21 protein-coding genes are annotated in these 23,321 nt (G+C 32.9%); 4 read left to right on the plus strand and 17 right to left on the minus strand.

Features of this window, described 5'->3' with window-relative positions; genetic code table 11:
* Positions 1 to 127 precede the first annotated feature (127 nt).
* The 13 genes from AC1RNE_RS13630 to AC1RNE_RS13690 form a co-directional block, all read right to left on the minus strand.
* Entirely contained in the window at positions 128 to 3,451 is a 3,324-nt protein-coding gene (locus AC1RNE_RS13630) for a T9SS type B sorting domain-containing protein (protein ID WP_492801486.1), read from the minus strand.
* 336 nt (positions 3,452 to 3,787) lie between these two features.
* A complete protein-coding gene (locus AC1RNE_RS13635; protein WP_492801487.1) occupies positions 3,788 to 4,675 on the minus strand; it encodes a hypothetical protein in 888 nt (295 codons plus the stop codon).
* Between the two features lie 204 nt (positions 4,676 to 4,879).
* Positions 4,880 to 5,815: a hypothetical protein gene (locus AC1RNE_RS13640; RefSeq protein WP_492801489.1), complete on the minus strand. Its 936-nt coding sequence runs from the start codon at positions 5,813 to 5,815 to the stop codon at positions 4,880 to 4,882.
* A gap of 20 nt (positions 5,816 to 5,835) precedes the next feature.
* Positions 5,836 to 6,744, minus strand: a complete 909-nt coding sequence (locus AC1RNE_RS13645) for a DUF6175 family protein (protein WP_492801490.1) — start codon at positions 6,742 to 6,744, stop codon at positions 5,836 to 5,838.
* A gap of 17 nt (positions 6,745 to 6,761) precedes the next feature.
* Entirely contained in the window at positions 6,762 to 7,247 is a 486-nt protein-coding gene (locus AC1RNE_RS13650; RefSeq protein WP_492801491.1) for a hypothetical protein, read from the minus strand.
* Between the two features lie 25 nt (positions 7,248 to 7,272).
* Entirely contained in the window at positions 7,273 to 8,181 is a 909-nt protein-coding gene (locus AC1RNE_RS13655) for an LpoB-related protein (protein WP_492801493.1), read from the minus strand.
* Between the two features lie 85 nt (positions 8,182 to 8,266).
* Positions 8,267 to 9,268, minus strand: a complete 1,002-nt coding sequence (locus AC1RNE_RS13660; RefSeq protein WP_492801494.1) for a vWA domain-containing protein — start codon at positions 9,266 to 9,268, stop codon at positions 8,267 to 8,269.
* Positions 9,269 to 9,363: 95 nt separating this feature from the next.
* Entirely contained in the window at positions 9,364 to 9,891 is a 528-nt protein-coding gene (locus AC1RNE_RS13665) for a hypothetical protein (protein WP_492801495.1), read from the minus strand.
* A gap of 328 nt (positions 9,892 to 10,219) precedes the next feature.
* The gene (locus AC1RNE_RS13670; RefSeq protein WP_492801496.1) at positions 10,220 to 11,218 is read right to left on the minus strand and encodes a matrixin family metalloprotease; all 999 of its coding nucleotides are present in this window, start codon (positions 11,216 to 11,218) and stop codon (positions 10,220 to 10,222) included.
* 30 nt (positions 11,219 to 11,248) lie between these two features.
* The gene (locus AC1RNE_RS13675; protein ID WP_492801497.1) at positions 11,249 to 12,916 is read right to left on the minus strand and encodes a M48 family metalloprotease; all 1,668 of its coding nucleotides are present in this window, start codon (positions 12,914 to 12,916) and stop codon (positions 11,249 to 11,251) included.
* A 6-nt stretch (positions 12,917 to 12,922) separates the two neighbouring features.
* Positions 12,923 to 13,552: a hypothetical protein gene (locus tag AC1RNE_RS13680; protein WP_492801499.1), complete on the minus strand. Its 630-nt coding sequence runs from the start codon at positions 13,550 to 13,552 to the stop codon at positions 12,923 to 12,925.
* Between the two features lie 4 nt (positions 13,553 to 13,556).
* Positions 13,557 to 14,549: an RNA polymerase sigma factor gene (locus AC1RNE_RS13685; protein ID WP_492801500.1), complete on the minus strand. Its 993-nt coding sequence runs from the start codon at positions 14,547 to 14,549 to the stop codon at positions 13,557 to 13,559.
* A gap of 163 nt (positions 14,550 to 14,712) precedes the next feature.
* The gene (locus tag AC1RNE_RS13690; RefSeq protein WP_492801502.1) at positions 14,713 to 14,949 is read right to left on the minus strand and encodes a hypothetical protein; all 237 of its coding nucleotides are present in this window, start codon (positions 14,947 to 14,949) and stop codon (positions 14,713 to 14,715) included.
* Between the two features lie 183 nt (positions 14,950 to 15,132).
* On the opposite strand from AC1RNE_RS13690, the gene AC1RNE_RS13695 reads away from it, so the two are divergent.
* Entirely contained in the window at positions 15,133 to 15,687 is a 555-nt protein-coding gene (locus tag AC1RNE_RS13695; RefSeq protein ID WP_492801504.1) for an RNA polymerase sigma factor, read from the plus strand.
* A 12-nt stretch (positions 15,688 to 15,699) separates the two neighbouring features.
* A complete protein-coding gene (locus AC1RNE_RS13700) occupies positions 15,700 to 16,386 on the plus strand; it encodes a hypothetical protein (RefSeq protein WP_492801506.1) in 687 nt (228 codons plus the stop codon).
* On the opposite strand, the gene AC1RNE_RS13705 is transcribed toward AC1RNE_RS13700, so the two are convergent.
* Positions 16,295 to 19,180, minus strand: a complete 2,886-nt coding sequence (locus AC1RNE_RS13705) for a CHAT domain-containing protein (protein ID WP_492801508.1) — start codon at positions 19,178 to 19,180, stop codon at positions 16,295 to 16,297. The genes AC1RNE_RS13700 and AC1RNE_RS13705 overlap by 92 nt on opposite strands.
* Positions 19,181 to 19,278: 98 nt before the next feature.
* Positions 19,279 to 19,719: a GNAT family N-acetyltransferase gene (locus tag AC1RNE_RS13710; RefSeq protein WP_492801509.1), complete on the minus strand. Its 441-nt coding sequence runs from the start codon at positions 19,717 to 19,719 to the stop codon at positions 19,279 to 19,281.
* Between the two features lie 168 nt (positions 19,720 to 19,887).
* On the opposite strand from AC1RNE_RS13710, the gene AC1RNE_RS13715 reads away from it, so the two are divergent.
* Entirely contained in the window at positions 19,888 to 20,697 is an 810-nt protein-coding gene (locus tag AC1RNE_RS13715) for an enoyl-ACP reductase FabI (RefSeq protein WP_492801510.1), read from the plus strand.
* Positions 20,698 to 20,839: 142 nt separating this feature from the next.
* Here the strand turns inward: AC1RNE_RS13715 and rpmB are convergent, their stop codons facing one another.
* Positions 20,840 to 21,079 (minus strand): 50S ribosomal protein L28, encoded by a 240-nt coding sequence (rpmB, locus tag AC1RNE_RS13720; protein WP_184137596.1) that lies wholly within the window; start codon positions 21,077 to 21,079, stop codon positions 20,840 to 20,842.
* A 253-nt stretch (positions 21,080 to 21,332) separates the two neighbouring features.
* Here rpmB and AC1RNE_RS13725 point away from each other — a divergent pair, with 253 nt between their 5' ends.
* Positions 21,333 to 22,439, plus strand: a complete 1,107-nt coding sequence (locus tag AC1RNE_RS13725; protein WP_492801512.1) for an endonuclease/exonuclease/phosphatase family protein — start codon at positions 21,333 to 21,335, stop codon at positions 22,437 to 22,439.
* A gap of 2 nt (positions 22,440 to 22,441) precedes the next feature.
* Here the strand turns inward: AC1RNE_RS13725 and AC1RNE_RS13730 are convergent, their stop codons facing one another.
* Complete coding sequence (locus AC1RNE_RS13730) at positions 22,442 to 23,308, minus strand: glycosyltransferase family 2 protein (protein ID WP_492801514.1); 867 nt, start codon at positions 23,306 to 23,308, stop codon at positions 22,442 to 22,444.
* Positions 23,309 to 23,321 lie beyond the last annotated feature (13 nt).

Consider the following 23,321-nt stretch of genomic DNA (forward strand, 5'->3'; position numbering starts at 1 on the left):
TAAAACTACCGTGCTACAATCTAGTAAACAAAAAAGAGGGACTATCGACCCCTCTTCCTTTAAATTCTCTGCAAAAGTAATAAAAAATGTGTTAGAAAGCAAGCTTCCTTGTTGGTTTACAGTGTTTTTACCTCACTAAAAGTAAAATTCCACTCTTAACTAGCCTTTTTGGACGAGGGTCAATGATATAAGGGTAAGATCCTATGGGAAGAACTTCGCCGTTTACTTTGCCATCAAAAGGTTCTTTATATCCTTCAGAATGAAAAATAATATTGCCCCACCTATCAAATACACTAACTTTTACAAGAGGGAAAGCCTCAATCCCAAATATTTTCCAGATATCGTTATCTCCGTCGCCATTGGGGGAAAACGCATCTGGAACGATAATTTCACAATTGCTAACCACAAAATTGTGTCCTGTTGAATCTTTACAATATTTATTGTTTGTTGCTACTAAGCTAATAGTGTAAGCTCCTTTGTCTAAAGTGAAATCATCTGGTAAAGTTCCTTTAAATGATTGCCCATTACTCACTATCCAATTAAACTCATCTGCATTAGTAGATGAATTTAACATATTGATAGATTCAGCAATACACAAAATTGAGTCTGCAGAAAATGCTGCCTTAGGGTTAGGCATGCTGTTCATTATAACGTTCTTTGTAATATCTCTGGTACATGTTTTTCTGTTTCCTACTAATGTCATTTTTACTGATAGGCTTCCTCCATTACTATTAAATTTGTGTATCGGAGCATAGTTGATAGAATCTATTGGAGAACCATCCCCAAAGTTCCATCGCACCCCACTTACTGTACTTGGGTCTGTCAGATTTTTAATTTGTACTTCCTGTCCTTGACATACCAGCGGAGGAACTGAGAAATCTCCTTCAGGAAGCTTATTTGTCTTAATCGTTAAAGTAGTAGTATTAGCACTACAGGCAGTTCGGGCAGTGAGTTTAACAACAAAGGATGTATTGGCCCTATTAAAAATATGCTCGGGATTTTCTAAAATTGAAATTTGCCCATCACCAAAATCCCACACCCAACCTTCGGGCTTAGGAACAGAAGCATCTTTAAAGCGAATTACTTCGCCCGGGCAGGCTTCCGCAGAACTTACATTAATAAGTGCTTTGATATTTGTAGGATATACTTGAATCTTTGTGATATATGTGTCTGTACCACATTCATTATTAACCAATAATGATACAGAATAGGTTCTGATGGTTGAATCATTATTAATGAAAACATGAGATATCGTATCTGCTTTTGAGATTATATCAGCACTGCCATCTCCAAAGTTCCATACACCATTTTTTTCACTACCAGATGAACGATTAGAAAACTTTATTCGTGCAGGGTTACACCTAACAATGGTAGAGTCGACACCTATTTCAGATTTCACTATTGGTTTTACAATGATTTCGATAGAAGCAGATTGTTTGCCACAACTATTCTCGATACTAAGGATTGTTTTGTAGGTCAGATTGTTTTTGCTAATATTATTAAAAACATGAGAGCCAATTTTATAGCCTTTTTCGCTAGGACTACCATCTCCAAAATTCCAGCTATAGGTTAAGTCTGTACGTTCTACCTGACTTACAGTAAAAGAAACAGGTAATGGAGCACATCCCATTGTCTGATTTGCTGTTATATTGATAGCAGATGGGGGTGTTGTAACGGTGACTACCTTACTAATACTATCCATACAACTTCCCGATACGGCAATTAGTTTTATAGAAGTACTACCTGAAGGAATATCTAATGAAGGGCTGGCTTGGGTAGCTACCTGTGTAGTGCCAACAAACCATCTGTAGGTTGTTGCACCAGTAGAATTGTTTAAAGGCTGTACTTTGTTACCTGCACAGCCATCTTTAATACTGAAATTAGCTTTAGGACGACCAATCTTTATTTGGGCAGAAGCACTTGCTTTACAGCCGATACTACTAGTTACGTCATAATTTATTTTTATAGTGCTTAAAGAAATTCCAGCTAAAGAAATAGAATCACCGATGATACAAGTTGAACAATCTGGACTGGTCCAATTTCCTCCTGAAGGACTACTTTTTAATTTTACACCTGAAACCCCCTGACATACATCAATATCATTTATCGTAATATTAGCGCCTGCTACACTTATTTTAACACTATCGGCTACTCTACATTTGCCTATTCCTTTTACGTATTTAATAAGATAGGCTCCTGTTGTTTTGGGATTAAAAAATGTATTCGTTCCTTGGGTTTGTATATTAGGATTGCTATCCCAAGCGCCTCCTGGGATATCTACTTTTAATGGTAAAAGATTAGAACCGACACAAATTGTTGTATCGCGAGGGAGCGATAGTATCCTAATAGGTTTTGCTTGTGCTACAAAGAACGTATCCGAAACTTGTTGGTTTCCACAAGCATTTGATAGTCTCGCCACAACGATATAAGGCGATGTAGATTCAGGTAATAACTTTTCTTCTGTTAATCCCAATGGACTTCCATTTAGCGTATAGCTTGCATCAGCTATAGGATTGACTAGTTTATAGCGGATGGGTTCGCAGACGTCTGGCTGAGCTGTAATCTTTAAAGTAGGCACATCAATTACTCTATGAGGACAATAGGCAACGCTTGGACTAGAACAAGGATTATCGGCAGTTAACTTGATATTATAAGACCCTGTTTTTTTGAATCTTATTTTAGGCATAGGGGAATTCCGATTTGTCTTTTCGATATATTCCCAATCTACACCTTCAACACCCGGAATATCCCATCGTAAGGTGGTAGCATTTGCAGAAATAGTACCATCTAAACGTAGAACACCACCATTACCCAGACAAATAACTGTGTCTCTTCCAGCAACTACATAACCAGAATCAGAAATAGAAGCAATCGCTTTATTGATTACTTGGATATTTTGAACATAAGGCTGGCTAGTTCCACATGAATTTGTTGTTTTGAGGGTAACGTTATAATATCCCGCCGTTGTATAGGTATGGGTGCTAGTAGTACCCTTAGGTGAACCATCGCCATAATCCCACTCATATTTTGTGATAGCAGGGCACGAGCTATTCACAAAGTTGGTCGATTGTCCAATACAAATAGTAGAAACACTAAATCTAGCTTTTGGTAGATTTTTGAATGTAATAGGCGTGATGTTTCTATCAGGGTCTGGATTACAGGAAGTCTCATTAAGGGCAGTTATTTCTAAACTGTAATCAATAGTAGCAGTACACCTGGCAATAAAATCCTTAAAATTATAAGTATGAGGATGAGTGATTTTTTGTTGGGTGCTTGATGTAGGAACAAGGGTATTAAAAGTTTGTGAGAAACCATCTCCCCATTTGATTGTATAGCTTGTAATAGGGCAATGGTTCGGCGGAACTACAACCTCCGCAACGAATGGGAAAAGAGTGTCTTCTTTAATACAAATATTCTGACCCACTGTTGACGTTATCGTGACGTTTGTCACTGTTTGACTAAAACTTTTAATGAGTTGAAAGAAAAATAATAAAAAAATAAAGATAATTTGTTTATGTTTTTTCATAGTAAAACTTAACCTGTAGCTATTAATTAAATAGAAAGAATGTAATTATAGTATAGATAATAACTTCATATTTTTTGTTCATAAAATTGATCGTTTTAGATGTTAAAACTCCTGTTTTTTAGAGCATCAGAACTATAAATATAAGCATGGAATATGAATATATTGTTTTGAATATGAAAAAATACAACCTTAATTAATTAAAAATACCTGCATCTAAAAAACGCCCTCACAAGAGCTATTTCTTTGTATAAGCTACCATGTCTATTTGCCAAAACCAATCCCCAAACGCAAACCCGTATAATAAAGAGGTTCTTCAATACCTTTGTAATTTTTGGAGTTAACAACTTGAATAAAAGCTGACATATCTACAACAAAAGGGAGTTTGTAGATTTCACAACCAATACTAGCACCGTATCCAATCTTACTCAGACTAGTAGTATTAGTACCATTACCATAAGGGTTAAGAATATACTCATCTTTATTGGTAAGCTTAGAGGAGATAATATTAAAAGAACCTTGGGGGTGTATATAGAACCCTTTGACTAAATATAATTTAAAGCCGATTTGGATAGGGATTAATTGAAATTTATCTAACGAAGAATATTGTATAAGTTTGTTCTTGGTAACTGGGTCGATATTAGTATAATTACGTTGTACTTGCCACTGGTTTATTCCTATAGTTGCCGATAAGGCAATTGCTTTGGTAAGGTGTAAATCTACACGTAAACTTCCTCCGAAACCTAACAAAATAGCTGCACTATCGTTAGTGGCTACCCAGCGTTGGCTTAAAGGCTCTAAAACGTAGTTACAGCTACCTCCAACATTAATCACTAATCGAGGTTGGTCTGATAAGTGTTTATATTTATTGGCTTTATTTTGCTCATTAACCTTTTGCGGAGGAATATTTGTGTCTTCTATGCTACCATCAGAGAAAACAATTTTTAAAACATCACTTTTTGCAATGCTTAAAATATCTTCTTTAGGATTACTAGCAATCTTATATAAGATTGCTGTTTCTGAAATGTCGTCAATGTTACAAGTATTAGCATCGTCTATTTTGAAAATTTGATTACTCTTTTTGGTTTGAGACTGTGCAGCAAAACTTATTAATAACCAACTAACAAATGCCAGTGAGATAGTTTTTTTCATCGTATGTTATTTTATTATTTATTCGTTTAGGCTTTTAATACTTTCTCAAGAGGGTTAATATATAAGCTTTATTAACATTTAAAACACATGGATACAACACGTAGATAGAAATTGCCTTTAAATAATTTTCTATACGCGTTTGTATATACGTAAATAGCGTATTGTTGCTATTGATTAGTGAAAGTCAAATGTTAAAAAACCTAATTATCGTATTACTATATCATAAGAATACTCTTGACGGTTATTCAAATATCGTTGTGAAATATCAGCAATAGATTTTAAACGATATTTTTCTAGTTCAAAAGCGTTACTGATAATCTTCTGTTGCAAATCAAATTCTCTTTTTTCAACATCATCTACTTCCTTAGCATGAACCTTAAAAAGAGTCTTCACTTCATTAGTACATTTAGATGAAGGGTCTATTTGGTTCAATAACTCAAAGCCTTCTTTAAAATTCTTTGTAGCAAATTTGGCTTTAGCTGCTTGAAGCACTTCTGTACATATCTTAGTTTGATATTTAGTATAGATATCAAACGCTTTTTTGCGTGCCTCATTATAACATGGTACATCAACAGGAATACTCATAATCAAGCTAAATGCTTCTGCTTGCTTGCCTACATTTGCAAGCTGTTCGGCTTGAGTTAATATAGTAGAGCATTTTTGAGTATAGTAATTAAGTATCCTATCCTTTGTTTTTGCAATAAATTCATCAAACGATTTATTATCTGTTTTGATAGCACTGAGTAAATTATTAATAGCTATCAGATGTGTACGACCACTTCCTTGAATATTCGTTGTAGTACTTCCAAAAATATATTTGTCGTCAATCTTTTTTATGAAAAGACTCATTTCCGCATCAATAATCACCATTTTTTGCAGACCAGGTTGAATTTCTCTTTCGTTATAAATTTTTATAATAGGATATAATACAATGCCATTATCAATTTCTCCAGATGCAATTCCTGTATTTGTTAATAGCACTGTCAGTTTTGTTGCTAGCATTGAAAGATTTTCCGTACTAAACCCTTCTTGCTCCTGAGGTACTACTACAGAGATATTTAACTTGCCAAAATTATCATTTTGGGCTATTGCTGGCTTAATTGTTAGGAATGCCAACAACAAAAAGATATATATTTTCATAAGGTATAATGATTAACCTATTACTTAAATGATACAAAAATTGTATTTCCTTTGACAAGTCTTTCAACTTTGAGTTTTTTCCCTTCAATCATAAGACTGTTGCAAAACTTCAAAATCTCTAATCCATAACGTGTAGGAGTAAGTGATCTGCCTTGTGCATCATTCCTAGGAATTCTAACAACATCAAACATTACTTTAAGCTTTGTAACACCTTGAATATGATAACTCTTTGAATTATTACCAACCCATTCTTCTAATACATCTGAGATGGGTAAATTGTCTTTATTGGTTTCAGAACTCATCGAAATTCCAGTATCATTATTGAGATTAAATTCCAAAGCCATATACTTGCCATTCTCTACAATATCATTAAATTTCTCCTGCATAACATTGAGAAAATCTTGGACAATGCTTTCTATCGCTTGGCTTGAAAGCAAGCCAATATCTTCTGAATACACTTTTCTGCTAAAACCAACCTTATTAGAAAGTGACATTGACGTAGAAGATTCGTAGGCAGTTAAAATAATTTGGATTCTATTTCCTGTCGTGCTTTTTTCAAATTGATACTCCACCTCTACACTAATATCTGTACCCGAAGATTGAATAATAGCAGTTTTTATATCTGTTTGCTTATCATTATTTAATACGTCATTTGTAGATAAATTTCTTACTTTAGACAGAAAATCTACGGTAGAATAACCTCTATTATCAAAAGCTTCTTTTACTTTAGTGAGTATCACTCGATTGTTAACATCCGTTTCTATCAATTTCCTAAGGTCTTCTTCTTCTTTAAAAAATGGAAAAACCATAATAGTGGGTCTAGTAACAAGTACCCGCTCCTGAGTAGGAGTTTCTTTATTTGTTGAAACTTGTTGAGCATAACAGAGTTGAGACAAGAAAAGAAATAAAACAAAGAATCTTGTTTTCATAATTTTGATTTAAAAGATTAATAACCAAATTTTCTAATTACTTGAATTTGCTCCATGTGTCGTCTCAAACCATCGTAATTGATAGTGATAGCAAAAGGAATACTTTTTAAATTGCTTGAAGGAAGTTTTTTTATACTTTCCAAAGGTGTGGTATTTGTAATAAAGCGGTTGTATTCTTCTTTTTCAAAAAAGGCCTTCAATTGAGGTAAACTTTCGACCTTTGCTTTATTTTCTATTAAGGGTAATCTAAAATCTGTATTTCTAATTTGAGTATTGGTAGCATCAGGAAGACCAACATAGATTAATTGTTCAAAAGCCCTAAATGCTGCATCATTCTGAATTTCAAATTGCTTTTGTCCATACCCAGTAACCCTTACTTTAACTGTACCTCCAACATCTTGTCCTAAATAACTAATTTGATTGCTCGTGACAGCGTGTTGAACACAACAAGTTATTCCCCACAGCATGAATACTAAACCGTATAAAAAAATGAGCTTTTTCATTGAATAAAACTTTTTAAGTTCACCTTTATTTAATTTTATTAGTACTGGCATTGACATTGCTATTAGTACCCTTTTGAAGAATTACGATACCTCCATCGGTTACCTTACATAAGGTAATGTCTCCTTCAATAGCTTCTATTTTGAGTTGCCCAATTTCTTGTTTACGTTTCAGTTTTTTCCCTCCAACATCCAATACTGATTCTTCATAGACAAATAACGTTTGCCCTTTTTTTAGATTCATCCCTTCACCCATCGCTACTAATACTTTTTCTGCTTTTTCACCCTTTTGCTCTTCTATCTTAATGATTTTAGAAGTCAAGGAGAAATACGAATTAATAAATGCTGTAGTTCTTTTAACGATATCAAGGGTATTGACAGTCAGATTGTTAATCAGCGTATTGCCAGCTGTGTTAGTGTTTACATCAGAGGAGCTTTGGTAGCCTCTGCCAAGGGTTGAAAGTGCCGTTCCTGTACTTAATATTGACCCTAATGTCTTTTTAGAATTATCATTTGAAATATTCTTAGTAACCACTATTTCAGCCGTTTCTACATCTATTAAACTTAATGTGATAGAGATAGCTCCATTTGAACCCCCTGCACCAATATCGCCTAATACCAGAAAATTAGCACCGAGTTGTTCACCCTGTTTTGCCACTTTGGAGCTATTATTATATATTTCATTTTTTTGTTTTTCAAGTTCATCAAAAATAGCTTTATGGTTTTTTCTTTCAATTATTGTAAAGCGTTTGGAGTTTACAAAGGCTTCCATAACTTGCCCATAAATGATTTCAATGTCTTCTTTTTTGACATTACTCACAGCAGTAAAAGGCAAAATCGCTACTGTAGTTTTGTCTTCATAGTTTTTAACGAGGTTACAGTGGCTATACAATGAAGTCAATATTAATTGCAAGCAGATAAATATTCGTTTTTTCATCAGTATGGTATAATTTAATTATTTTATCTTTTATAAGATAGTATTACAATTGAATGAGAGGTAAAAAATGTATTGGGATAATATGCTACAAACGGCTAACAAAAGGCATCAAAAAGGTTTTTCCATTAGATAGCTTTACTTGCAAATAGAGAAGGCGAGGCACATTAGAGAAACTACTAGCTGTGGCTTGAAATGTTAAGGTATAATAATTAGCATTACCATGTAAAAGATTGCCTAATGTGCCAAAATAACTGATAAGTTGTTTAGCATCTTTTGCCCACATAAAAGCTCCTCCTGTATTAAGTGCCATGTCATTAAGTACTTCAAAATCTACCCCACTGCTTAAACCAACTGTAAAAACAGGAACATTTTTTTGAATAGATAGCGCACTGGTTATCGCTTGACTTGAGCCATAATTGTCTTCTCCATCAGTAAAGACTACTACTACCTTGTTTTTATTTGGAGCTTTTGAAGCTGCATAATTAATTGCCCATTGTGTTGAGTAGAACAATGGTGTATTTCCTTTGGGAATAATTGTTGCTAAAGAATCTAACGAAGGATAAAAGGAATGCCCATTAGTAGTAAAACCTCCGTGCAAATAAGTATAGCTATTGGAAGATGGATAATTACGCCCTGTTGTAAAGCTTCCAAGGGCCACTCTGTCATTATTGCCAAGCGCATTCAAGAATATTTGACTCGCTTGTATTCTTAAATCCTTAGGGTCTGTTGCATCTGTACTTCCACTTTGATCAAGCAATAAGAGAGCACTATAATCACCCTTAAAATCTGTTTTACTACCACCCTTAACATCTAAAAGTTTAAATGTCATTCCTTTAGGGTTTGTTAAAGTATCTTTTATAGAAAAATTTTGAAGTCCTAATGAATTTACAAAACTACTAGTAGCATCTACAACATGTACGTCAATGCTAAAAGTAGCAGTTTGGGCAGCTCGGACAGGAGCTCCAACACGAATAATGGTTCCTGAAGGAGCACCTAAATCAGGTATTTCAATAGTACGGATACAACCCTGTAGGCTAGTTATCGTTATTACTGAAAAAAGGATTATGTTATAAAGCTTGATTTTCATAATGATAAAAATTGTAGTATTCTATTTGCTTACTAAGGCTTTAACTGTATCCACTTTTATTAAATGAAACTAGAACAGTACGCTAATCTCTACTACTAAAATTTAAAGGCTAATCCAATACGAACATTCGATAATCCTGTACTTCCTGCTTCCAACATACCTCCAATCTTCTCTGAAAAATAATATTTACCTCCAACAAAATAATTAAGATAGATGCCACTTCCATAAGAAAAACCAGACCCAAAACCACTTTCTCCCCATGAAAAACTCTGATATCCTAGCCCTAAACCACCATATACATCCAACTTATTATCAGTGATTTTTAAGATTTCATTAAAGTGATAAGAGCCTCTGGCTCCAATATAAAAAGCTGTATATTTCCAGTCATAACTACTGCCATAATAACTACTACCATAGCTTCCTGAGTTGTAATCAAACTGTCCTCCGACACTAATATTTTCTTTTATACCAACTTCATACGACACTCCCAGTGGAATACCTTGATAGTAAGAGTTGAGCCCAACGCCAATATTTAGTAATTTATCTCCTTGTTTGTATGCTTGAGAGGAAGCATCTAATGACCCAACTAATAAAAGAAATATTGGGAGTAGTAGTTTTTTCATGGTACAAAATGTTAAGAATAATATTAATTGATTTAATAAATACAATCTGTTATGTGCATTATTTACCACTGAAGCATTAATAGTAACAGGCCTGGAAAATAATTAATCGCACATCAGCTTTTACTTTATCATTATATACCGCAAGGAGGGAGAGGGTAACGAGGTTATTGAAAAATATTTATCAGATTTTTGAAGTTTGCTCTTAACAATGAAATTCACTGATATAATTGTTAAGAAATAATAAATGCTGTTTCATGGTAAATAATGATTTATTGACCATTATTTACCAAAGAAAGGAGGGAAGTAACAGAATTTGAGAAAAGAAAAATTATTTGTAGTCTACAACAACATCATAAGCTCCACTATTATTAGTTAAATCGATATCATTGATATTAAAGGTAATGTCAAGATATTGGCTACAATCAGTTTTGATTTGACAGTTTGAACCACAATAGTGCCAGCTTTTTTCATTATTTATTTTATAAATCAAAGCAGCATGAAAAATACTAGGAATAATATTGTAAGTATCCAAAGGAAAGCCTAATAAGCCTGTCTCTCGCCCATCAGGAGTAGAGGCCCCCACATAAGGCCCAACTATAATGGTACCACTTGCTTTTACAGATAATGTACTACAAAGATTATCTAATTTGATACCCTTTGTAATCAATTCACCCACTTTTAAATTAAGCGGTAAGAAATTGATATTTAGGTCTTTGCATGGAATAGAATATAGTTTATTAACAATGCTGGAGTCTGACTTTGATAATTTAAGTACCTTGTTAGTTAGATAAGGATACATCATAGAAGAAATATCTGTCGATGTTTTCATTCCTAAGAATAAACCGACATGATAGACTATCACCCTTGATAGACTTTCGTTATCCCAAGGAAAACTATTACTCAATTGTATTGTATAACTATTGCTATTTTTAACAAGAGAAGCTATACTGTTGATAGGAAATACAAAAAATCCATTCAAGGTAATTAAGTCTCCATGTGGTATAGTATTCCCTTCAACAAATTGTATTTTAATTTCCGATTTAGTGCTATCTGAAAATTGCAAGAAAGATATGTTTTTATTGACCTTCTGCCACAGGTTAAAAGCTAGTTTGATAGCGTTTTGTTGAGAAGTTGTTTCAAGCTGTTGATAATTGTTTACAAAGGAATATCTAAAAACACAACCACTTGAGGCCTTGTAATCAATTTCGTCATTAATGGTAGCACTAATGGATTTAACTTCTTCGCTAGGTTGAAGCTCCTGTTGACACTCCCAAAAACAACAGCTACCTAAAAGTATCAGTACTATTCTGAGGATAAATACTTTCATCGATTTGTGGTTTTATGAAAACTTGATTCTTTACAATTTCCAGCACCTAAAAGCCAGTTCAATACCAATTTGGTAGGTCCAGGCATTAGCTTTTGTACTAGTATTCGCTTGAAGACTTAAGGGAATAGTTTGGGCTTGAAAAGTAATCATAGCTCTTATATATTTACTTTTCATTCTTCTTTGCAAATGTTCGCCGCCAATACCAACGTATATACTAGGACTCCATCCTGTTTTTACGATAGGAGATTCATTTATTAAAAAATTAGTATACTTCGTTTGTAAATTATAATTAAGGCTAGCTCCGAAGGATAGTAATAATCCAGTTCTACTATCACAAAGGGTATCTTTCTGAGACCCACTAGTACTATGAGCGATGTAAGGACCAAAGCCAATTTGTTTTAAATCAAATCGCTCTATTGCTTTTTTCACTACGTCTAGCTCATTATAAGTATCAAAACTAAGGTTAGAATATCTTATATCTATCCCAAGTCTTCGCTTTTTATACCAAAAATATTGACTTAGCCTTAATCCTACAGTAGGGCTACTATATCCTTTTGCAGGAACTGTTTGTTTATCTGAAGTTAATTGAGGAAAATTTAATGAAACTCCACCAAATGCCTCGATATTCCAATTACTTTTTTGTTGAAGTATCGATTTAATATTTTTAATGTTCTCTTGATTTTCTTTGTATATGGCAGTGTTTGGATACAAGATTGAAAGAGTAGAGTCTATTTCCTGATAAGTATTTAGTGCTGTGCAGTATCTGCCAGCCTCATAGTCGGCATTTGCTTTTTTACTTTTTTTAATTGCTTTTTCATATACTTCAAATAATGCTTTACTAATAGCAATCTCTGATTTAGTTAATGAATCTTTTAATTTTTCATCTTTAAAAAGATCTTTTAATGGTATAGTATATTGTTGAAATTCTTTGTCGCTATCACCACCAAAGCCCTTATTAGGATATATCGGGCCACTAAGATAAACTTCTAATAATCTTTTTCTTGATGTCAAAACTTGCTCTGAAAGGTTAGGTTTATATTTTCTCAATTTATCAAATGCATCATTCATATATCCTAATATCTCCCTAGGGTTGTAGCCAGTATTTAGAAGTAATTTGACTCCCATAAAATCAGCTTGATATTCTAAAAATTGACTTTTAATGACAATTTTTGGATTATGTTCAAGGAGGGTAATTAAAGAATGTATTTCAGGGTTAAGATTAGTTAATCGTATTAAGTTACCTGAAAAGTGTCCGCATAACATATGTCCTACTTCGTGAGCTAATACAAACCATTCGCTTTTTTTTACTTGGAGATTGTCGAATAAATTATTAGAAAAAACTAAGCATAATTTATTACTCTCTGACTTGTATGGTCCTGAAAATGCTCCTCCATATTCTTTTGTACACTCATCGTCTTTTTTTACAATAACTGTTCCTTTGAATTCTTCATAATGATTTTTCATTTGATGGTTATAAGCATTGATAAAAATCGTCACGATATTCCTAGCATTCTCTGTACCATAAAAGAAACCCAAGTTATTGTTTAATGGAGCTGCATTAAAATCTAATAGAGAAACCCTACCAGACGTTATGTCATCATTAGTAACACTTTCGCAACTACATTTTTGTCCCCAAGCACAAATTATACTCATCATATTAAAGCAAAACAGGCAAAAAATCAATAAAGGTCTTTTCATAAAAACTTATTTTTCGGGGATAAGTAATTTTGGTTTATTAGACGAATCTCTTACAAGTGGGTAGCTTGTATTGAGTGTATTTAAAGTATAATATTGTGTTTTTGATTGGTGTTCTAATGACCAATTTTTAATATTGTCAGGATCATAAGAATTTAAAGTGATTTTTAAGGTATCATTTGAAAATTGATAAGTATCAACGTTGTCTTTTCTTACTGCAATCACTATTGAATCAACTTCTCCTGCAAAACCAAGCATTCCATCACCTGTTTCGTTTATTTCAAACTTAGTATATTGTATTTCGTTTGTATTAGGGAGAAGCATCCACCACACAAGACCAGCAAATATGATAATGCCAGCTACAGATGCTGCTACCCTACTCCAAATTATTTCCCTCTGATTATGGATAGGTAATGAAATGGGATTAATATTTTTTTTGAAAGTTTCAATTTCATCTGCTAATACTGTCATTCTCTTGCTATCTATGCGTTCACAAATAGCTTTTTGAATAAGATAATCCTGATAAAAATCCTCATCTTCTATCAAGCGTTGTTCTATCTGTTGACTGGTATGTTCATCAGCATTTCCTTCTATGTATAAAATCAATAGTTCAATCTTGTTATCGTCCGTTATTTTCATGTCTTTAAGATGTTTTTTTGATACAGTCTTTTACATCGTTATGAAGCTTAATCTTTAATCTCTGCATTATTTTCCTAAGATTACCTTCAGAAATACTGGTTTGATTATTAATATCTGTATAGCTTGCTCCTTCTAATCGTTGTTTAAAAATATATCGTTCTGTAGCGGATATGCTTTTACTGTTTAAGGCTACCTCCAAACAATGTTCCATCATTTCTTGTAGTTCATTTTCCTCCTTTACTCTTTCATCATCAATAATGTGAAGATTGGTATACATTTCTTCAAAATTTTCAGCTAAGGAAATGGGGTTTTTTCGCCTTGAAACATTCTCTGTAGTGTGTTCTGGTACATCAACTTGTTTATTGTTTTCCTTGTTAAAAGCACTTCTATATTTATTGAAGGCTATGCCTTTCAAAAAATAAGGTAAAGGAGATGCGAGAGGGGGTATTATTTTTTCTGTATCTGTAGCTTGAGTTTTTTTAATTGATTCCATCAATACATCAACCAAAAACGTTTCTCTATCTTCCTCTGCTGTATATAAGCTTTTGGCATAAGTAACAGATTTGGACAAATAAGGAGATTTCAGTGCAGGCAAAAGCCTAAAAATAGTAGGAGGGTTTCGTCGTTGTTTAAAATACCATAAAAGACCTACATTGTCAGCAAATTCATCCAATAATCGTTTGGTTTTTTCTTTACTTTCTATCGTAGCTTCTTTAACATGATATTCACTTTCAATAGAAATAAAAAAGGAAATGAAAGTTTCGTCAATGATTTTCTCTTTGTCTGTGTCTTCAAAATGATATTTCTTGAATTTAGGAGCATCACTTTCTGTTTTTCCCTTTTGCTTAGATTTCCCCTTTTTTTCTAAAGCTACCTCAGTAGAGTAAGTCTGGCTAAAAAATACTTCAAGAGTTGGCTTGTATCTGTGATAGAAGTCTTTTCGCCAGTCTGGACTAGGCTTTGAAAAAAAAACGATTAGTTTGTTAAAGATTGACATGGGATAGATGTTTAGTGGCTTATATATTTTCCATAAAATACTAATTAAAAGATTACTGTTCAAGTGAATAGCTGTAAAAAATATTAAATTTAAAAAAGATAAAGCCCAACCTAGGTATATTAAGGATGGGCTTTAAGAATTTGATTAAATTAAAGGATTTTCATTAAGGATGCCAATCAACTGGAGGTTTAAGCGAATCAAGAGAATCATCATTAACAACCACTTTAAGCTCAACATCCTCTATTATTTTAGAAGATGAATCTATTTTACTTTGTGTTTTTACGGCTGTTAATTTAGGCTCGTAGATTTCTCCCTGTGAACAAGAAGCTAAAAAGAATGTGAAGGCTAGTAAAAGCCCAGAGAAGATGCGTAATCTTCTTGTGAAATTTGCATGTTGCATAAATAAGAAATTATATGGGTGATTGAGCGTTAGATTTGATGATGTATTCATCAACCTTGCTCAATCAGTCCATGCTTCTCTTTCATGCTTTGTGACAATTTTTAGAGAAATTTTTTTTTATTTTTGTCATGTTACCTTCATCTCTTTAGTGGTAAATAATGACAGAACATTTACCCTAAAGCCATGAAAGATATTGAGATTGTTAACAAGCTTCAAGCAGTAGAAGATTACGATAAAGTTGCTAGGTGGTTATACAAGCAACATCAAGCAAAAATCATTAAGATGGCCACCTATCATACTGGTGATAAATTAGATGCTGAAGAGATTTATAATGATAGTATAATGACTTTTCTGGCTATCGTAAGGTCAAATGAATTTGACCCTTCGCTTTCATCAATAAGTACCTTTCTTTATAGCATTGCCAGATTTAAGTGTTTGAAAAAAAACGAGTCAAATAATCGTAGGATAAATAGAGATACGCATGCTTTTGAGGATTTATCAGAAGAACCAGCGCTTACACCTGAACAAATTATTATTGCACAAGAGCGTTTGGCGTATTTAAGTACGCTTCTTAACTACTTATGTGAAAAATGTCGATTAATTATTGAAGCTCATTATTTGAATGAGTTAACATGGAAGGTAGTTGCAAAGATGTTTGATTATGCAAGCGAAGATGCTGTAAAAATGAAAGGGATGCGGTGTTTGCTTAAATTAAGGAATTTTGTATCTCAAAATTAAAAAAATAAGAAAATGGATGAAAATGACAAAATAAAAGAGCTGAGTTTAATAGATCAATACCTTAAAAGGCAGCTTTCGGAAGAAGAGGTGGAGGAATTCGATAAAAAAATATTATCAGACACCAATTTTAGAGAGGATTTTAAACAAACTCAGAAAATGTATAAAGACTTAGAGGATTTACGTGCCCAAAACCTCATGAAAGAAGCATTAAAAAAAATAAATGCAGAAGAGAAAAAACGAATAATAGGAATTCCCCTGAGAATTCTACAGAAAAGTCTTTCGATAGGAATAGCTACTTGTTTATTGATAGGTTTATTTTTAATTAATAGTACTGTTAATCTACCCGATACTGAAAACGATATTAATGTTTTACGTCAGATTGATACTAATGACCTATCAGATGAAGAAAGAAAGGTTTATAAAACCTTTTTTGATGGACAAGCCCATTTTGTTTCTGGAGAATATTTGACAGCTTCAATGGATTTTGAAAAAGTGCTTAAAATTAGTGATTTAAGAGAATACTTTAAAGAAGCAGCAGAATGGCATTTAGTACTCTCTTATTATAAGAGTAATCAGCCCAAAAAGGCAGAGAAATTGTATGAATCACTTAGAGATTGTGATGATTGCGAGTACCAAGTAGCTTGGTTAGATAGATTGAAAATCTGGTCCCAAATCCAGTGGCAAAAGCTAAAGGGATAAATGACTTTTTATAATAAACTAACGAGAATGCTATACCTATCACGATAATAATGATAGAACTGCTCCATAACCAATGCACAGCAAACGAACTTGTTTCAAAAACAGGTTCGCTACGACCAATCAAAACGAAGTTTGCCCAAAAAAAAGGATGATTAAATTTTTTATAGGATTTACTATGCCAAAAATCATTTCTTGTTTTTTGAATAGCGATATCTATTGTCTCTCCATCCTGCAGATATTCATTTAATTTTTTTGAGAATACTGCCGTCGTAACATCATTCGCTTTCCAGTGTGTTGTTACAATAGACGGGCATCCAGAATAAGCAAAAGCCCTTGAAAGTGAAATCATTCCTTCTCCGTTCTGTACTTGGCCATATTCTGCTTCACAAGCATCTAATACTACTAAGCGAGTATTCTTTAAATCAAGGGCGTAGATTTCGTCTAAAAACAAACGATATTCCCTATTATCTGTTGGGTAAAATGCAATAAAAGACTTTGAAGGGTTTTTGTCATTGGTAAAGGCATGGGTAGGTAAATAGATTACTTTATAGTTTTTATAATTAGCTAAAAAACTGTTTTTATTAGCTTCTGCATCAATGAAACTACTTTTGTTAATAGCAATTGCTTCTTCTTTTGATTTTTTGAGGGCTTTAAAAGTTGTATCATTCAGTTTTATCGTTTTAATAAAAGGAGCAAAAGCAATGGTTGTATTTTTATTAATAATTTTTGGTTGAAGCAAACTCCAAACCGCTATAGAATAAGTATAAGTAATATAATGTGTTTTACATAAATAATCATTCATTACCTTTCCTGATTCTAGCACTTCAAACGGAAGAATACCAAATGTGAGATCTCTAGAGATTAATAGATGCTTAGTTGAAGCTAAAAAGAGCTCAATAGGTTTTATTAATGTCTGGAAAAGTAAGATAGCATGTTGTCTTCCTTTGTATTTGCTAATACCAGGAGGGGTAGAAATTTCTTGCTGTAAATTATTTAATACGCTATTGAAATCATTAGGAATTCGTTGCTTCAATATTTTTACGTTTGCTTGCTGAATAGCCATAATGTATAGATATTCCTGAAAGCTGGCATAGCTAATGTAGCTAGTTTGAGGAGGTAATAATTGTTGAACTTTACCTAATGATAAAGTATCATTATTGAATTTGGCTTGATAATAAGCTGGATATTCTTGATGTAACTTCTCTGTTAAATTAGTGTATTCAAGGTTTTTTTTTAATAAGGTTTGCTTGTCATCAACTTCCTCCTTATTAATAATTTTTATCTTTAAATAAGTTATCTGCTTCCTTAACGTTGCTAAATATTCTAATTCATTCGTTGGAATTATTTGAGAACGAGTATTCCTCTCCATGATAGCATCACTAATAGAGATTTCTCTACTCAATTCCATTACTTTAAAAAAGAGGTTTTGGGCTTCTATCGCATTTTGATTGGTAAGCAGATATTCATGACTTAGTTGTAACGCAAAGCCCTGAGCATCTTTAATGCTATTTCCTAAGAAAGCATTGTAATGCTGTAAGGTTTGAATCTTCTTTACAAAAGCAAAAGCATTTAATGTTTTTAAGGCTGTATGAGAAGCTTGTTTAATATAGATAGCTTGTTTGTAATGACGATAAAATTGGTAGAGCAACCTTGATTTGATATTAAAGCTTTCGATGAGCGTTTCAAAAGAAAGTACTTGTTCATTAATAGTGGGATTATCTTCGAGCCTGTTACTTTTAAAGCTGAGTTGAGTTCTTTGTAATGCTTTTTGAATATAATCGGTAGCTGACAATAAATGATTATTATCCATTTTGATAATAGCCATTTCATTCATTGCTTTCGTGATAATTTCATATCCTTGCGAACTACCTTTAACAAAAGGTATAGTAATGATTTTTTGTAAAGTGAGTTCTGCTGTTTGAAGATTATGCTCAGATTTTTGGATTTCAAATTGACAAAAAGCCTGTGTCAATTCTGTATCTTGATTTTCTGTTTCTTTCCTGTTTTTTTGATAAAGGCTGATAGAGTTACTTAAATATGGCTTTGCCTCCTCATACTTTTTTAGTTTGATTAAATCATTGGCTAGGCCTAGTAATAAAATACTTTTATGAGCATCATCTCCATTGCCATGATACTTTATTGCTTTTTTCCGTTGAGCAATTGCCAATTCATATAATTTTTGCTTTTCAAAACTGTAGGCTAAGTTGTTGTAAAGCACACTCATAAATGCTAAACTCCTATTCTTTTTAGAAATGATAATTGCTTGATCAAACACCGCTTCAACTTGGCTAAACTGATGCCTGTCTATCAGAAAAATGGCTTGATTGTTATAGTGAGGTATTACATACAGAGGTATTTGTTTTTCTAAATAAGGCTTTTTGCTGAGCAACATATTTCCCTGATGAAAAAAATATTGACATGAATCTGGCTTATTCAACTTTTTGTACATTTCCCCTAAACTTGAATAAAGTTTAAAAGTAACAGAGTCACTATTAATCTTTCCAATTTTAACAAAATTCAACCCTTTTTTACACCATTTTAAGGCTTCAAGATAATTTCTTTTTTCATAATACATAGTGCTAAGGTCTACACTAAGATTAGCCATTGTTAGATAATCCTTCGTTGAAAAAGAGAGATGAAAGGCCTTCTGATAATATATCAAAGCACTATCTTTTTTATCTTCATCATAATATCTCTCAGCTTTATTTCTCCATGTATCAGACAAGTTCTTTTTTTGACAAAAAGCACAAAAACTGACAAAAAAAAATAATAGCGTTAGTAGAATGTATTTCATCTATATTAAGGTTAGTAAAATGTATTCACTTGAAAATCTGATATATAAAAATAGAAAATATTTTTTCAAATCCAAATAATTTTACCCCTCAGGAATCTTTATAAATTTACCCTAAAACTAAATCCATGCTTTTCAAAGGTTAAGCTTTCATAAAATGCATGGGCCTCGTGGCGTTTTAAATTACTGGATAATACTAATTTATAACAGCCTGCTTCTGTGCTTTTTTCCATGGCGAAAACCATCATTTTTTTACCGATTCCTTTTCCTTGAAAAACATCAGAAACCACGACATCTTCAACCACAGCGGAGGGAGTGCCAATATGAGCCAGATTGTCCATAATTAATAAGGCGAAAGTGCCGATAATATCCTCCTCATTTGTTGCGACATATACCTTATAGTTAGGATAACTCATCATTTTCTGAAAGAGAGCTTCTGCTTGTTCAATGGTTAGAACTTCTCCTTTATCTAGTACTTTGGCATAGAGACTGAGGATAGCAGGTAAATCTTCTTTTATGGCTTGTCGAATTTGAATATTCATGGTTTTAAGAAAAAAAATAGTACTTTTGGACAAAATTTTAACCTTGATTTTAGTATCCATCTAAAATACTTAATTATTTTAAAATGAACTCCGTATCCTCAGAATATAAGTTTGTTAGAAGAATAATTTAATTTTAAGCACTAAAATCAACAATCAGAAATCAAAAAAATGTCATACGGTTTATTAAAAGGAAAAAGAGGAATTATTTCTGGAGCATTAGATTCCAACTCTATCGCTTGGAAAGTAGCTCAGCGTGCTAAAGAAGAAGGAGCAATTATTACCCTTACCAATGCACCTTTAGCAATGAGAATGGGAGAAATCAATAAATTAGCCGAAGAGTGCGAAGCTAAGATTATTCCTGCTGATGCTACTTCTGTTGAAGATTTGGAAAAACTTTATGAAGGATCAATGGATGCTTTGGGTGGAAAAATAGATTTCGTATTACATTCAATCGGAATGAGTACAAACATCCGTAAAAACAGACCTTATGGCGATTTAAACTATGAATGGTTTATGAAGTCATTAGATGTTTCTGCTTTATCATTCCACAAAATGTTGCAGGTAGCTGATAAAATGGATGCTATTGCTGATAATGGTTCAGTGGTGGCTTTGTCTTATATTGCAGCACAACGCTCTTTCCCTGACTATACCGATATGGCACAAGCTAAAGCGATGTTAGAGTCGATAGCGCGCTCGTATGGTTTCCATTATGGAAAGAAAAACGGAACAAGAGTAAATACGGTTTCACAATCGCCTACTAAAACTACTGCTGGTACTGGTATTTCTGGATTCAATGCTTTCTATGAATATGCTAACCAAATGGCACCACTAGGAAATGCAACGGCTGACGAATGTGCAGATTACGTAATTACTTTATTCTCTGACTTAACGAAGAAGGTAACAATGCAAAACCTTTTCCATGATGGTGGTTTCTGTTCTGTAGGTATTTCAGAAGAAATCGTAGCTAAAATGGGATAATCAACATAGGCTTGCGTAATAATATATAGTGCAGATAAGTGTGGCAATCTCTTTAGAGGTTGCCATATTTTGTTTATAGGCTTAAACGAAAAAAGCTCTTTACATCAAATGCAAAGAGCTTTTTAAGCAAATATTTTTATTACTATAAACTCAAAGTACCTCTACGAGCAGCATCTACTAAAGAAGCTTCTAAGCCTTTTTTGTTAATAGTACGGATAGCTTTCGCTGAAACTTTCAACTGTACCCATACACCTTCTGATTCTAAGAAAAATTTCTTAGTGTGTAAGTTTGGAAAAAATTTACGCTTAGTCTTGTTGTTAGCGTGAGAAACGTTATTTCCAACTTGTGTTTTTCTTCCTGTTAATTGACAAACCTTCGCCATGATAAAATTCTTTTATTTGTTATGTAAAATCGCCTTGAGAGCGATGTAATAGACTTGATTACCAGTGTTTTCCGAAATGGAATGCAAAATTATGAAATATTTGTTAATCTAACAATTAATTACTGAAATAAAACGAATATTTTTCGTGTTATCATTCAAAGACACACTTAAATTGAAATATTCATGTTTTATTATTTATTCAAGACATTCAAAATTAGTACTTTTGTTTAAAGCTAACTGCCAAGATTACATCATGCTAAAAAAAACAGTAACATCTCTTTTGTGGCTAATAAGTCTTCCTTTATATATATATACTTTATTTACCTATTTATTAGCTTATACTCTAGTAATTGATCACTGGTTTGTTGGTTTTATGATGATGAGCCTACCCGTCGTCATGTTGCTCTGCGCTATCACCGCCATTACGTGGTTATTTATCCGTCCATCCAGAATGATTCTGCCTATTATTGTTTTACTAATTGGCTATCCATTTATCCGACGCACATTTGGTTTTCATATAGCCAAAGAAGCAGATAAAAATTTATCTGTACTTGATTATAATGTGTATGGTTTTCAACATAGTGCATATTATGAACATTTTGAAGATAACGAGATTAAAGAAAAGGTAAAGAACGAAATTTCATATTGTGTAGATACTCAGGCTGATATAAAATGCTTTCAAGAATTTTCTAGTTTTAGAGAAGACCCAACTTTTAATACTTTTGATGCCATGATTGTGGATAATCCCTATTATGTAATCAACAGTATTTATGGCACAGGTAGAGTTTTTTCATTAGCGATATTCTCTAAATACCCTATCATTCATGAAGAAAAAAGTTTGTTTGGACAAAAACCTGGAAAAGACAATGGTAATGGCTATCTACTAGCCGATATTGCTTTGAAAAACGACACCATCAGGGTAATTAATTTACAATTACAATCAATGGGAATAAGGGTGAAAAAAGTGGTGGATGAAGTAAAAGGAAGTTCATTTGGTCAGGCTAGAGATGAAGCTCGCGCTATTCTATGGAGTTTGAAAATGGGATTCATTAAACATTCAAAGGAGATAGAACTGATTGAAAGACTTATTGATGAAAGTCCATATCCTGTAATTGTGTGTGGAGACTTTAATGAAACGCCTTATGGCAATGCTTATGGACATATTCGTGATAGACTGAAAAATTCTTTTGAAGAAGCTGGCAATGGCTTTGGATTTACCCTGAATCGCAGTCCACGATTTGTGAGAATCGATAACCAATTCTGTAGCGAATCTATTGAAGTATTAGATTTTCAAACACATAATGATATTAAGTATTCAGACCATTACCCTGTATTTGGAACTTATAAAATACAGAAGTAGCACTATAAATCAGGTTGATATTTCCCCATCTTGTTTTGTTTAAAATCACGACGCGCTTCAATAACATACTTAATTATTTCCCAAGAACTGTCTCCATAGAAAAAACCTTTCTTTAAAAATGACATTGCATTCTTATTAATTTTTTGCATTTTTTGCTTGTCAAATTCTTTGTATTTAGACTGTAAATAGAGGTTGTTCCTATACATATAATAATATCGTAAAGGCGAGTGCAATTCTTTTTCTTTCTTGACTAAATAAAGGGTTTTGATAGAGGCCTTTGTGGCTGTTTTTCCTAATTCATGTTGAAGGAATATATTCATAAACTGAATAATTTTATAGCCAGCTTTTTGAACCCGCAAACAATACTCTATATCAACACCATCTATAAAAAGTTTTTCATCGAATTCCCCAATTTCTTTGTAAGCAGCCAAGTTTAACATCGTCCCTGAGGTAATGATACTATCTACTTCTTTAGAGATAGACTGGGTAATCGACGTTTGATTTTTGCGGTCAAATTGTGGGCCAAACAAACCTACCTTTGCTTTGTCTGAAAAGTCATTAATGCTATCTAAGTAAAATTTGATGGAGCAATCGTCAAACCTAGAATCCTGATCCATCATTAAAAGCCAATCAAAACCTTCGTGGATAGCCATCTTGGCTCCAGTGTTTAATCTTTGTGCTATGCCAGCATTATGTTTATCATGAAAATACGCTACGTTCTGCAATTCACAGAGCCTATCTTTCATAAAAGTACTTTCTTCTGAATTATCAAAAACAAATATTTTATCCACTGCATTAGCATAAGTACTTATGTTATGTAGTGTTTCTAAAGTAGGATAATATAGTATTACGACAGCAGCAGTTTTCATAAAGTACAAAATG

Source organism: Arcicella sp. GW822-FHT02H01, assembly GCF_058802005.1.